Origin of the sequence: Gordonia sp. 'Campus', from assembly GCF_022206305.1 — a bacterium.
Lineage (GTDB): Bacteria > Actinomycetota > Actinomycetes > Mycobacteriales > Mycobacteriaceae > Gordonia.
Window position 1 is genome coordinate 250,465 of the sequence record NZ_JAKOIW010000001.1, and the last position, 13,331, is coordinate 263,795.

General features: G+C 68.6%; 13 protein-coding genes. 3 read left to right on the forward strand and 10 right to left on the reverse strand.

The genetic code is table 11. The features are described 5' to 3' along the window. Positions 1-157 precede the first annotated feature (157 nt). On the forward strand, positions 158-1,153 hold the full coding sequence (locus tag MAY35_RS01100; RefSeq protein ID WP_238418779.1) for a TIGR00341 family protein: 996 nt from the start codon (positions 158-160) through the stop codon (positions 1,151-1,153). 92 nt (positions 1,154-1,245) lie between these two features. Beyond that, positions 1,246-1,563 carry a hypothetical protein gene (locus MAY35_RS01105; RefSeq protein ID WP_101819646.1) on the forward strand — a complete coding sequence of 106 codons (318 nt, stop codon included), beginning with the start codon at positions 1,246-1,248 and terminating at the stop codon, positions 1,561-1,563. Between the two features lie 204 nt (positions 1,564-1,767). Here MAY35_RS01105 and MAY35_RS01110 read toward each other — a convergent pair whose 3' ends face one another. Beyond that, a complete protein-coding gene (locus tag MAY35_RS01110) occupies positions 1,768-3,924 on the reverse strand; it encodes an acyl-CoA dehydrogenase (protein ID WP_238418780.1) in 2,157 nt (718 codons plus the stop codon). A gap of 112 nt (positions 3,925-4,036) precedes the next feature. Then, positions 4,037-4,876 carry a sulfurtransferase gene (locus MAY35_RS01115; RefSeq protein WP_238418781.1) on the reverse strand — a complete coding sequence of 280 codons (840 nt, stop codon included), beginning with the start codon at positions 4,874-4,876 and terminating at the stop codon, positions 4,037-4,039. A 106-nt stretch (positions 4,877-4,982) separates the two neighbouring features. Between MAY35_RS01115 and MAY35_RS01120 the strand changes: the two genes are divergently transcribed. Beyond that, positions 4,983-6,152 carry a metallophosphoesterase gene (locus MAY35_RS01120; RefSeq protein ID WP_238418782.1) on the forward strand — a complete coding sequence of 390 codons (1,170 nt, stop codon included), beginning with the start codon at positions 4,983-4,985 and terminating at the stop codon, positions 6,150-6,152. A 79-nt stretch (positions 6,153-6,231) separates the two neighbouring features. Here the strand turns inward: MAY35_RS01120 and catC are convergent, their stop codons facing one another. From catC to MAY35_RS01160, 8 genes are all read right to left on the reverse strand, one after another. Continuing rightward, entirely contained in the window at positions 6,232-6,513 is a 282-nt protein-coding gene (catC, locus tag MAY35_RS01125; protein ID WP_238418783.1) for a muconolactone Delta-isomerase, read from the reverse strand. After that, the gene (gene catA / locus MAY35_RS01130) at positions 6,513-7,379 is read right to left on the reverse strand and encodes a catechol 1,2-dioxygenase (protein WP_238418784.1); all 867 of its coding nucleotides are present in this window, start codon (positions 7,377-7,379) and stop codon (positions 6,513-6,515) included. The genes catC and catA overlap by 1 nt, the downstream gene beginning before the upstream one ends. Positions 7,380-7,442: 63 nt before the next feature. Next, entirely contained in the window at positions 7,443-8,546 is a 1,104-nt protein-coding gene (locus MAY35_RS01135; protein ID WP_238418785.1) for a mandelate racemase/muconate lactonizing enzyme family protein, read from the reverse strand. Further along, on the reverse strand, positions 8,543-9,499 hold the full coding sequence (locus MAY35_RS01140) for a LysR family transcriptional regulator (RefSeq protein WP_238418786.1): 957 nt from the start codon (positions 9,497-9,499) through the stop codon (positions 8,543-8,545). The genes MAY35_RS01135 and MAY35_RS01140 overlap by 4 nt, the downstream gene beginning before the upstream one ends. 254 nt (positions 9,500-9,753) lie before the next feature. Further along, a complete protein-coding gene (locus MAY35_RS01145) occupies positions 9,754-10,416 on the reverse strand; it encodes a 3-oxoacid CoA-transferase subunit B (RefSeq protein ID WP_238418787.1) in 663 nt (220 codons plus the stop codon). A gap of 10 nt (positions 10,417-10,426) precedes the next feature. Continuing rightward, on the reverse strand, positions 10,427-11,260 hold the full coding sequence (locus tag MAY35_RS01150; RefSeq protein ID WP_238418788.1) for a CoA transferase subunit A: 834 nt from the start codon (positions 11,258-11,260) through the stop codon (positions 10,427-10,429). Continuing rightward, a complete protein-coding gene (gene pcaD, locus MAY35_RS01155) occupies positions 11,257-12,024 on the reverse strand; it encodes a 3-oxoadipate enol-lactonase (RefSeq protein ID WP_238418789.1) in 768 nt (255 codons plus the stop codon). The genes MAY35_RS01150 and pcaD overlap by 4 nt, the downstream gene beginning before the upstream one ends. Continuing rightward, positions 12,021-13,259 carry an acetyl-CoA C-acetyltransferase gene (locus tag MAY35_RS01160; RefSeq protein WP_238418790.1) on the reverse strand — a complete coding sequence of 413 codons (1,239 nt, stop codon included), beginning with the start codon at positions 13,257-13,259 and terminating at the stop codon, positions 12,021-12,023. Before MAY35_RS01160 ends, pcaD begins: the two co-directional genes overlap by 4 nt. Between the last annotated feature and the right edge of the window lie 72 nt (positions 13,260-13,331).

A 13,331-nucleotide genomic window follows, 5' to 3' on the forward strand; every position in this document is an offset into this window, starting at 1 on the left:
AGGCGTAGGTGTAACACCGCGATGCCGCCGGGCCCGGACCCGGTCCCCGATTCTTTTCGATCCAGCTGCCCGACCGGCCCACATGCCCGGCCCAAACCCGCCGGACAGCGGACCGCGCCGGGGTATTTTCGGAGAACCTCGAGACGAAGGGGCCCCGATGACGCTCTCCCTCATCCCCGATTCACAGCGTCGCACTCTAAATGAGATCGACGAACGTCTCGACTTCTCCATCGGCGACCGCAACGCCAAACGCAGCGCCTTCTGGCTGATGCTCACCCTGTCCGGGATCATCGCGGTGTCGGGCGTCGTCGCCGACAGCACGGCGACGGTCATCGGCGCGATGATCGTCGCACCGTTGTCGACCCCGATCCTCGGCATCGGACTCGGAATCGTCACCGGCCGTGGACGACTCGTGCTTGCAAGCCTCGGTTACGTGCTCGCCGGGGTGGTCCTGGTGACGATCCTCGGCGTCGTGTTCGCGCAGCTGCTCCCCAACCCGACCAACGTGCTCGCCAATTCGCAGGTCCTGGGCCGGACATCGCCGACGCTCGTCGACCTTCTTGCCGCCCTGGCCACCGGCATGGCCGGCGCGGTCGCCATCACACGTCGCGACGTCGGTGACGTGTTGCCCGGTGTGGCCATCGCCATCTCCCTGGTGCCGCCGCTCGGGGTCGTCGGGGTCTGCCTCGGATCGGGCGCGCCGTCGCTCGCCTTGGGCGCCTTCGTACTGTTCGCGTCGAACGTGGTCGCGATGATCATCACCAGCCTGGTCGTGCTGACGATCGCGGGCTACGGCCGGGAGGCCGCCGAACTCGTCGGCGCGGACCATCCGAGGACCCCGCGGCGCCGGGCGTACGCCGTACTGGCCGTCGCCCTCGTCGTCGTCACCGTCCCGATGGTCGCGAACTCGCTCTCGTCACTGTGGTCCCGGCAGATCGCGACGGCGGCGGAGTCCTGGCTGGAATCCACCGGGAACGACACGTCCGAGGTCACCGGGGTGTCGTGGACCGGCAGCACGGTGACCGTCAGCGTGCTCGCTCCGCAAGACCTACCGCCGGTCGGCGAGCTCCAGACGACGGTCGACGAGTTGGTCCCCTGGGACCCCGAGGTCGTCGTCGTTCATACCGTCGGCGAACGGTCGGGCGCCGGCTGACCGACGGCCGGGCCCACTCGCGCGAGCCCCCGTCGACTCGCCGACCGAAGGTGACATCGCTCGAACACACGTGCGAAACTGTCCGGGTGGGCATGAAGTGGATTGGCGGGGACAACGGCCAACCACACCGGCCGGCGTTCGTTCGCGTCGGCCACAAGGCCGTGCTCATCGACCTCGGCGCGCTCTACCCCAACGCACCCCACTTCACCGGCGAATATCATCCCGACGGCCTGCAGATCAGGTCGGTTCACCTGGGCGTACTGACCGAATGGGGGCGCGACGAATGGGGCGCCTGGTACGGCAAGGTCACCTACACGATCACCTCCAAGGACCGGCAGGAGAAGGTCACGCACTGGGTTCCCTCGTGGGCATTACGCCCGGCAGGCGATCCCCCACCCGGACGGCGGTGAATGCCCTTCGAGGCTCGCTTCGCTCGCACCTCAGGGGTCGACACAAGCCCGTTGGCTCGCACCTCAGGGGTCGACACAGGCCCGTTGGCTCGCACCTCAGGGGTCGCACAGGCCCGTTGGCTCGCACCTCAGGGGTCGCACAGGCCCGTTGGCTCGCACCTCAGGTACCCACAGCAGAGCGGCACCTCAGGGACAGACCAGCCGTCAGCGGTTGAGCGGGTCGCGGGGCAGTCCGAGTATGCGTTCGGCTATCTGGTTGCGGGTGATCTCCGATGTGCCGCCCGCGATCGACATCCCGCGCGCACCGAGCACCAGGAGTCCGGCCAGCTTGCCGGGGCCGGACGTAAAGGCGATCGCGGGCCCCAGTAGCTCGGCGGTGAGGTGAGCGCGATCGCTGAGATGTTCCGCCAGAAGCAGTTTCGTGACGTTGCCCTCGGGGCCGGGTGCGGCTCCCACGACCGACCTGGCCGCGCGCCGGAGGTTCAGCAGCCGTAGGGCGTCCTCGACCGCCAGGAACTCGCCCACCTTGGCCGAGATCCCTTCGACCCGGTGGCCGTTCCGCTCGGTGAGCGCGACCATCTGCGCCACCGCCCCCTCGCTGCCCGGGGTTCCGCCGCCGATGCTGACGCGCTCGTTGCCAAGGGTCGCGCGCGCGACGGTCCAGCCGTCGTTGGGGGTGCCGACGACATCGGCATCCGGCACGAAGACATCGGTGAAGAACACCTCGTTGAATTCCGAGCCACCGGTGATCTGACGCAGCGGACGCACCTGCACACCCGGTGCCGACATGTCGAGGATCACGGCGGTGATGCCCTTGTGCTTGGGCGCCTCGGGGTCGGTGCGCACCGTCGCCAGCCCTCGCTTGCACAGGTGTGCGCCGCTGGTCCACACCTTCTGCCCGTTGATCATCCACCCGCCGTCGACACGCACAGCGCGGGTCTTGACCGCGGCCGCGTCGGAGCCTGCGCCGGGCTCGGAGAACAACTGGCACCACACCTCGTCGCCGAGCAGTGCCGCACGTACGAACCGGTCGATCTGATCCTGCGTCCCGTGCTGGATGAGCGTGAGGATGACCCACCCGGTGATGCTGTAGTCGGGCCGTTTCACACCGGCCGCGGCCATCTCCTCCTCGATGACGAGCTGTTCCACCGAATCGGCCGCACGACCCCAGGGGGTCGGCCAGTGGGGCATCACGTACCCGGTCTCGATCAGCTTCTCTCGTTGCGCGCCGGGATCGTCGGCGGCTGCGATCTCGGCGATGTCGGCACGCACCCTGGTCCGGAGTTCTTCGGCCTCGGGCGGTAGATCGAGGCTGTTGGCACGGACGATCCCGGCCGCCGAACGCTCGAACACGTCTCGCGCGGGCTGCTGTCCACCGAAGAACGCCTGCAGGACGGTGGCGCGACGCAGGTGCAGGTGCGCGTCGTGCTCCCAGGTGAACCCGATTCCGCCGTGCACCTGGATGTTCAGCTCGGCATTGGTGACGTAGGCCGGAAGTGCCAGTGCCGCAGCCGAAGCCGCAACAAGCTCGAAGGCATCGGACCCTTCGTCCGCGGCCCGGGCCGCGTCCCAGACCACCGCGGTCGCGGCTTCGGCGCCGACGAGCATGTTGGCGCAGTGATGCTTGACGGCCTGGAATGAGCCGATGGTCCGGCCGAACTGCTCGCGCACCTTCGCGTACTCCACGGCCGCGTCGAGCGCGTCGCCGGCCCCGCCGACCGCTTCGGCCGCCACGAGGGTGCGGGTGAGTGCCAGCGCGATGCGACCGAGGCCGGGCACCCGGACGACACCGGCGCCCGACAGCGACACCCCGGCCGACCGACGCGTCGGATCGAGGTCGCCGCGCAGTTCGAGGCTCACCCCGGCCGCCGACGACTCGACCAGGAGCACGTCGTCGTCGGCGATCAGGACCAGCAGATCCGCCAGCGGAGCACTCAGGACCGCCTCGACCTCGCCGGTGACGGTGTCGCCGTCGGCCGCGACTCCCGGTGCGAGACCGACACCGGCGGTGGTGGTCCCGTCGACGAGCCGCGGTAGCCACCGGGTCTTCACGTCGTCGGCTGCATGGTCGAGGATCGCCGAGGCGATCACGGTCGGAAGGAAGGGGCCCGGTGCCACCGCACGGCCGAGTTCCTCGGCGGCGACGACGAGTTCGGCGATGCCGTAGCCCGAACCGCCGAAGTCCTCGCCGATGTGCAGGCCGAGCCATCCGAGGTCGGCGATCTCCTGCCAGAAGGTCGGCCGGCGCTCCTCGGGTGCGTCGAGGAGGCCACGGGCCTCTGCCCGAACCTTGCGTTCGACGGCGAGATCCCGTACCACCGAACCGAGTTCGACGTGGTCTTCGGTCAGGGCGATACTCATGGCGACTCCAGGTGTGGTGTGTCGGTCATCCCGATCTCACCATTTCTCCTGGTTCCCACGGGCCCGCTTGGCACGATTGGTCGACAACGTGTCTATGGGCCCGGGCGATCCCTCACGGTTGAGGGCCCTCGACGACCGGTCGAGCCGGGTCCGACGACCACTGGGAGAACGAGCCCGGGAACAGGGTCGCCTCGACACCGGCGATCGCGAGCGCGGCGATCTGATGGGCCGCATTGATCCCGGACCCGCAATAGACCACCACGTCGCCGGCGCCGGGGACGAGACCCAGATCGTCGAAGCGCCGCCGTAGATCGTCGGCCGGATGGAAACGGCCGGAGGCGTCTACGTTGTCCGCCGTCGGGACGCTGACAGCACCGGGGATGTGACCCGCACGCGGGTCGACCGGTTCGACGTCGCCGCGGTAGCGTTCGGCGGCACGGGCGTCGAGCAGGTGTTCCGGCTCGGCCGCGACGTCGTCGATCGTCGCGACCGGCAGGTGTCCGGCGGTGAGGCTCACGCTGCCGGTCCGCGGCCGACCGCCGTCCCCCGTCGTCGTCCGCAGACCTTCGGCACGCCACGCCGCGAGACCGCCGTCGAGGAGCCGCACATCGGCGACACCGGCCCAGCGCAGCAGCCACCAGGCGCGCGCGGCCGCGAGATTGCCGGAGTCGTCGTAGACCACCACCGGGACGCCGTCGTCGATCCCCCACCGCCGGGCCGCGCCCTGGAGATCGGCGATGGCAGGCAGCGGGTGCCGGCCGCCGACCGGTCCCGAAGGCGGAGCCGCCAGCTCGGAGTCGAGGTCGACGTAGACCGCGCCGGGGATGTGACCGTCGCGGTAGGCACCCCGGCCGTCGAAGTCGCCCAACTGCCAACGCACGTCCAACAGGACCGGTGGAGTGGACAGCAGCATCTCAGCGAGCTCGAGCGGGGTGATGAGGACCTCGGCCATGGCGGCGAGGGTACCAACGCCCACCGGTGGCAGAATTGGGGCAATCCGCCCGTAACGGGGCCACGGCCATCCGCCGCCCTGTCGTCAACACCCCAGGAGTCCATCCGTGGCGTTGTTTCCTGCCGTCGTCTTCGGACTCATCACCTTCTGGTTGCACCGTCGCATCGTGCGCGCGACCGCGATGCCACGCCCCTGGTCGATCATCGCCGACGTCGCACTGGTCATCCTGTGGGCGCTCGCCCTCATCGGCTTCGCCACCGGGCGTGTGCTCGATCCGTCGTGGGCGCGACCGATCGGCACCTTCGGGCTGATCTGGCTCGCCGCCGTCTTCTACCTGTTCCTGGGCCTCGCGGTGGTCGGCCTCGTCTCGTTTGCCGCACACATCGTCCGGTCGATCCGACGACGCCGGTCGGGTGTGCAGGACACCCCGGCGTTCGCGGCCCGTCGACTCGGCAAGCTCCGGGTCGCGACCGCAGCGGTCGTGGTCGTCGCGCTCGGCGTCACCGGTTATGGCGTGTACGAAGCGTCTCGCCCCCAGGTCGTCGACGTCGACGCCACCTTCGCGAATCTGCCGCAGCAGTTCGACGGGACGCGCATCGCGGTGATCTCCGACCTCCACGTCGGTCCGGCCCGCGACGCGTCGTTCACCCAGCGCGTCGTCGACGACGTCAACGAGCAGAAGCCCGATCTCGTCGTCCTCGTCGGCGACCTGACCGATGGCACGATCCCGAACGTCCGCGACACGCTGGAACCCCTTGCGGACCTGCAGGCACCGCTAGGTGTGTTCGGCGTCAGCGGAAACCACGAGTACTACGCCGACGACGGCGGCCGGTGGCTCGACGTCTGGGAGGAACTCGGCGTGCGCACGCTGCGTAACTCGCGGGTCCCCATCGAGGTCGACGGCGCAACCATCACACTCGCCGGCATCTACGACGCCACCGCCCCGGAACCGTACGAGCCGGACCTGCCGGCGGCCCTGGCCGGATCGTCCTCGGAGGACTTCACCCTGCTGCTCGCCCATCAGCCCAAGCAGGCGGTGGAGGCCTCCGATCTCGGCGTCGACCTGCAGCTGTCGGGGCACACGCACGGTGGCCAGCTCTGGCCCATCCGCTACCTGGTGCGGGCCCAGCAGCCGACGATCACCGGGCTCGACCAGATCGGCGACACCGTTGTGTACACCACCCGTGGCGCCGGCGCGTGGGGCCCGCCGGTCCGCGTTCTCACGCCGCCCGAGATCACGATCCTCACGCTGCGATCGGCGCCCGCTGCCCCCTGATGTTTCGCGCACAAAATCCGTTCCCGATCACCTTTTTTCGGTGAGCGGGAACGGATTTGGTGAGCGGGCAGACGGACCGTCAGCCGTTGACGTCCGACGGATGGGTCGCCAGCGGGGTGACCTTGATCTGCATGTACGGAAACAGCGGCAGACCGGACAGCAGGGTGTGCAGTTCGTCGTTCGACTCGACGTCGAAGATCGAGTAGTTGGAATACTCGCCGACGATCCGCCAGATGTGCGGCCACTTGCCTGCGCGCTGTAGATCCTGGGAGTACGCCTTCTCCCGCGCGACGGTGTCGGCCCGCACGTCGGGGTCGAGGTCGTCGGGAATGGCGACGTCCATTCGCACGTGGAACAGCATCACTTCTCCGGGTCGAGCACGAAGTCGTAGGAGACCGTGTATCCACCCTTGCCGTCGGACTGCGGGTCGAGCACGAGTTCGGGCTTGACCGCGCTGGCGACGTCGTCGTCGTTGTGCGGGTCGCCCGGGAAGTACAGCTGCGCGGTGAGCTGCTCGTGGCCGGGCGCCGTCACCTTGAGGTGCAGGTGCGCGGGACGCCACGGATGCCAGCCGGCAGCCGAGATCATCTTTCCGCACGAGCCGTCGGTCGGGATCATGTACGGCGCGGGTCGGATGGTGGTGATCTCGAACCGGCCGTCGTCGTCGACGGTGAAGGTGCCGCGCAGGTTCCACTCCGGGATGCCCGGCGCGAACTGTGAGTAGAAGCCGTCGTCGTCGGCGTGCCACAGCTCGACGGTGGCGCCGGCGAGGGCGGAGCCGTCACAGGACCGGACCTGACCGGTCCACACCAGCGGATCTCCGGGCTCGTCGTCGCGCATCGGGACTGTGCCCTTGGCGCCCAGTTCCGGAGCGTTCGGCACGTAGTACGGACCTTCGATGCTGCCCTTGTTGCCCTGGCGGTGTTCGGTCGCAACGTCTTCGACGACGTGCTCGACCCACACGTCGAGGAACAGCGGCCACTCGCCGTCCTCGCCGACGTTGATGAGCCACGCCTTGAGCGCGTTGTACTCGTCGTAGGTGACCTTGTGCTTGCGAATGGTCTCGTGCACGCCCGCGAGGACATCGTTGATCAACAACGACACACGCTCGGGCGGGGTGTCCTTGACGGCCTCGAACGGAGACTTGTCCGCATGGAAGCGCTCGGTCGCGGAGGCGCCGGACGCGGCGGCGGTGGCGACTTCCTGGGGATGCTCGGTGGTGGTCATGTGCTTCTCCTTGCTACTTCGAGTTCGTGGGGCTGCCACGAGACGTGTTGTGGGGTCGTGCTTTCAGTTGTCGGTGCGATACTTCTCGAGCTTCTCCGGGTCGACCTCGAAGCCGATGCCCGGCGCGGTCGACCGGTGCAGGTGGCCGTCGCGGATCTGCAGCGGCTCGGTCAGCAGGTCGTCGCTCATGTCGAGGAAGTTCGACAGTTCGCCCGCGTAGCGCGAGGTCAGCTCGAAGGCGCTGCCGAAGGCGAGAGTGCAGGCGGTCCCGATCTGGCCGTCGATCTGGTTGCCCATGACGACCGGGACGCCGAGACCCTCCGCGAGGTGGTGCGTCCGACGCGAGGTGGTGAAACCCGAACGCGCCGTCTTGATGCTGATGGCGGTCGCCGAGCGACCGAGGATCTCTCGGGTGACGTCGGCCGGTGTGGGCACCGACTCGTCGGCGATGAACGGTACGTCGAGATGTTCGACGAGCCAGCGTCGTCCGAGTACATCGGCTGCGTCGCAGAGCTCTTCGGCGAACAGCAGATCGAGGTCGGCCATGTCTTTCATGGCGCGCGCCGACTCGGCTGCCGTCCAGCCGCGATTGCCGTCGACATACAGCTCGACCTCGTCGGCGAAACGCTCGCGCAGTGCGCGGACGACCGCGGTGTCGAGGGTGAACGGATGGCGACCGACTTTCACCTTGAACGTGCGGATCCCGTAGGTGTCCACCATCTTCTCGGCCTCGGCGACCATCACGGCCGGTTCGGCGAAACCGAGCATGTGGCTGACCCGCATCCGATCGGTGAAACCGCCTAGCAGGTCGCCGACCGGCAGTCCCAGCACCTTGCCCAACGCGTCCCAGATCGCCATGTCCACAGCTGATTTCGCGGCCGGGTTGCCGACCGTCCGGGCCATCCGGGCGGCGACCACCTCGCGTTCCAGCAGGGTGAGGCCGACGACCGCGGGCGCGAAGATGCCCTCGATCACGGCGATGATGCCGTCCTGGGTCTCTCCGTAGGTGAAGGGACGTGGTGGCGCCTCGGCGACGCCGACCACACCCGCATCGGTGTGCACCCGCACCAGCACGTGGTCGGCGGCATACACCTCGCCCGACGCGAACTTCAGCGGCTTGGCGTAAGGGATCGAGAACGGAATCGCTTCCACCCGAGTGATCTTCATAGGTCTTCTCCGGATCGAGCACCCGACGGGGCGCTGAAGGAACGGGCACCGGCGGGGCCGGCGTGTCCGAGGTCGGCGGCGAACGCGGCGGCGATGACATCGGCGACGGCGGCGACGACGGGGTCGGTGGTGTCTGACTTCCAGGCGAGTGCCAGCTCGACGGTGTCGGCGTCGGCGAGGTCGCGCACCACCAGCCCGTCGAGCGGGAGCGAACGTACCGAGGCCGGGAGGAGAGAGACACCGAGTCCGGCGGCGACAAGCGCCAGCAGAACCGCCGTGCCGGGCGCCTGGTGTGCGCGGTGCGGCACGAATCCCGCTGTGCGACACGCTCGCATCGCGGCGTCGTTCACGGCGGAGTCCTGGCTGTCGTACATCACGAACGGTTCGTTGCGGAGGTCGGCGACGGCGACGACCGGTTCGACGGCGAGCCGGTGATCGACGGAGACCGCCAGTACGAGGGGTTCGACGTCGATCACCTTCGTCTCGATGTCCTCGCCGATCGCCGGCGGACGCAGCACTCCGAGATCGAGGGCCCCGGCACGCAGGGCATCGCTCTGTCCGGGGGTGAGCATGTCGGACTGGATGCGGAGATCCACGTCGGGCAGTTCCCGTTTGACGACCCGTGCGATGCGCGGGAGATGAGAGAAGGCCGCGATACCGGTGAGGCCGAGGCGGACGACGCCGCTGCGGCCGGCGGCGATCCGACGCACACCGTCGGTCGCTTCGTCGACCCCGGCGAGGATTCGTTCGGCCTGGACCCTGAGGTACTGCCCTGCCGGGGTGAGCGACACCTGCCGGGTGGTGCGCGTGAACAGCGTGACGTCGAGTTCGGCTTCGAGCTGGCGGATGGCGTACGACAGCGCGGGCTGCGCCACGTGCAACGACTCGGCCGCCTGCCCGAAGTGGCAGGTATCGGCCACGGCGGTGAAGTACCGCAAGTGCCGTAGCTCCATGACCTGCCTCGTCTCGTACCGATCGACACCGCGGCTGTGACCGCGGACACGTCTCACGGTAGAGCGTCGATCCATACATCACAAAGACTCAATTTGTGCCGATTGATCGATGGCGTCGATCAATCGGCGGGCACGTATCCGGCGGTGTTGGCTGACGAGCAGGACGGCGGCACCGCTCACCGAATCCGTTACCGCTCACCGAAATCGTGTGCGCGTGAACGGAAATGGTGATCGATTGCCGAAGCTGAGATGGTCTACACGCCTGCCGGGGCCGCCTGTGTCAGTGTCCGGTCGACCACGGGCGCTCCGGTCTTCTCCTCGACGAGCCTCAGGTCGATACCCGGCGCGAACTCGACGACGTCGAAACCTGTTCCGGCGATGTCGAACACACCGAGGTCGGTGATCACGCGACTCACCACACCGCGGCCGGTCAGCGGCAGCGCGCAACCCTCGAGCAGCTTGGGCTCGCCCTTCTTGGTGACGTGGTCCATCAGCACGATGACCCGGCCTGCGCCGTTGACCAGGTCCATGGCGCCACCGATGCCCTTCACGAGGGCCCCCGGCACCATCCAGTTGGCCAGGTCGCCGTTCATCGCGACCTGCATGCCACCGAGGACCGCGACGTCGACGTGGCCGCCGCGGATCATCGCGAAGCTCGTCGCCGAATCGAAGTACGACGCCCCGGGTAGCACCGACACGGTCTGCTTGCCCGCGTTGATGAGGTCGGGGTCGACCTCGTCGTCGTAGGGAAACGGTCCGACGCCGAGGATGCCGTTCTCGGCGTGCAGGTGGACACCGGAGTTGTCGGGCATGAGGTCGGGAATCATGGTGGGCAGCCCGATTCCCAGGTTGACGTAGTCGCCGGGGGTGAGTTCACGGGCGGCGCGGGCGGCCATCTCGGTACGGGTCCAGGTCATGTCGACTCTCCTAGGCTGACGGCGACGCGGTGGGACGTTCACGGACGGTGCGCTTCTCGATTCCCTTGCGCGCGACCTGCTCCGGGGCGAGTGCGACGATCCGCTGCACGAAGATGCCGGGCAGATGGATCTCGTCGGGTCCGAGCTCGCCGACCTCGACCACCTTCTCTGCCTCGACGATCGTGATGCGCCCGGCCATCGCCGCCGGCGGGTTGAAATTGCGTGCCGCAGCATGGAATCGACAATTGCCGTCGGTATCGACGACCGCGGCCCGGATGAGTGCGTAGTCGGTGACGATCGACTCCTCGAGAACCATCTCCCGACCGTGGAAGGTCCGCACCTCCTTGGGCGGCGACGCCTCCGCGATGGTGCCGTCGGAGTGGTAGCGCCAGGGAAGTCCGCCCTCGGCGACGAGCGTGCCGACGCCGGTGGGGGTGAAGAACGCGCCGATCCCACTTCCGCCGGCCCGCATGCGTTCGGCCAACGTGCCCTGCGGGGTGAGTTCGACGGTGACCTCGCCGGACAGGAACTGGCGCCCGAACTCCTTGTTCTCCCCGATGTAGGACGCGACGACCCGGTCGATGCGACGGCCCTCCAGCAGCAGTCCGAGGCCCGCGCCGTCGGCTCCGCAGTTGTTGGAGACGATGGTCAGATTCGCCGCACCCTGCTCGAGGAGCGCGTCGATCAGGAAGCCGGGGATCCCGGCCAGCCCGAAGCCGCCGACCGCGATGCTCGCGCCGTCGGGGATGTCGGCGACCGCCTCGGTCGCCGACGCCGCGAGTTTGATCGGGCCGCCGGGACGGTCGACGACCGTCGTCGTGGCGGCACTGTCACGAGTGCTCATTGCTGCTCCAGGTGTTCGAGAAGTGCGGGTGTGATGGTGTCGGCTTGCTCGGCGTTGGCGAGGTGCGCGGAGTCCGGGACCACCAGCAGGCGCCCATGAGGCACGGCATCGACGATGTCGCGCAACAGATCCGGCGGGGTTGCCGGGTCGTCGGCGCCGGCGATCGCCAGGGTCGACGCGGTGATCGACGACAGCTCGGCCCGCTGATCCATCGCGGCGATCGCCTCGCAGCATGCCGCGTATCCCTCGGCGGGAGTGGCGGCGACCATGGCCTCGTACCCCTGTCGCGCTTCGGTGTTCGCGGCGAGGTATCCGGGCGTGAACCACCGCTGGACCACGGCCGCGGCGACCGCCGAGGTGCCGTCGGCGCGCACCAGCGCGGCACGGTCGATCCAGCCCTGTGCCGGCGGCAGGTACGCGGCGGTGCACAGCAGGGCCAACCGGTTCACACGTTCGGGATTCCGTGCGGCGACGCGCATCATGGTCATCCCGCCGAGCGAGAGCCCGACGAGGTGTGCGCGTTCGATGTCGAGGCGGTCCAGCAGCGCGATGACGTCGTCGGCCAGCTCGTCGATCGCGTACGGCCCTGGTGGCACAGGCGAATCCCCGTGCCCTCGGGTGTCGTAGCGCACGACGCGGAATCGCTCGTCGAGCGCGGCGATCTGGGCGTCCCACATCCGATGCGTCGACCCCAGCGAGTTGGACAATACGACGGCCGGCCCGTCAGGACGCCCCGTGACGACGGCGTGGACCTGCGCGCTCATCGCGTCGCCTCGAAGATCGCGGCGAGGCCTTGTCCGCCACCGATACACATCGTCTCCAGGACGTACCGGGCGTCGCGTCGGCGCGCTTCGTACGCCGCGGTGGCGAGGATGCGGGCACCCGTCGCACCGATGGGATGACCCAGCGAGATGCCGGACCCGTTGGGGTTGAGCCGTTCGTCGGTCGGGTCGACCTTCCACTCCGCGAGGCAGGCGAGCACCTGGGCGGCGAAGGCTTCGTTGAGTTCGATGAGGTCGATCTCATCCAGCGTCAAGCCGGCGCGGTCGAGGGCAGCGGCGGTGGCACCGACCGGGCCGATGCCCATGACCTCGGGCTCGCACCCGGTGACCGCCCAGGAACGCAGCGCGAGCTGAGGTTCGAGCCCGCGGCGCTCGGCCTCGGCGCGCGTGGTGACCACGGCCATGGCCGCGCCGTCGTTCTGGCCTGACGCGTTTCCGGCCGTGACCGTCGACTCGGCGTCGGTCTTGAGTCGGATGGGACGAAGTGCGCCAAGGGATTCGACGGACGCATCGGATCGCGGATGCTCGTCGCGGTCGACGACGGTGTCGGGGCGGCCGCGTCGGCCCGGGATGGTGACGGGCACCAGTTCGTCGGAGAACCGGCCCTCCTCCTGGGCGGCGATGGCGCGGCGATGCGAGCGAGCCGCCAACTCGTCCTGTTCATCCCGAGTGATCCGATAGGTCGCGCGCAGATTCTCGGCGGTCTCGATCATCCCGCCGGGGACGGGGTGCGTCTCACCGCCGGCCGTCAGACGACCGCGATCCAGACGATCCATCAACTCGACACCACCCTGCTTGATGCCCGACCGCAAGCCGAGGGCGTAATGCTCGACGTTCGACATCGACTCGGCGCCACCGGCGACGACGAGACGCGCACCTCCCGTCGCGACGGCGGAGGCACCGGTCAGGATCGCCTGCAGGCCCGAACCACAGCGGCGGTCGATCTGCATACCGGGGACCCCGACACCCAGGCCGGCGTCGAGGGCGGCGATCCGACCGAGCGCCGGCGACTCGCCGCCGGCGTACCCCTGGCCGAGGATGACGTCGTCGATGTCTCCTTCTCCGAGACCGGTGCGCTCGGTCAGCGTCCGCAACAGGTCGGTCGCCAGCCGGGTCACGGGCACCGTCGAGAGAACTCCACCCATACGACCCACGGGCGTACGCACTGGAGAACAGATGACGATGTCGGTCGACGCATCGCTACCGGAAGAAGCCATGGACCCAGGGTAGGAACCCTGGTCCATATTGAGAAGTATCCATAAGTCGACGTTTGATATCCCATGCATATC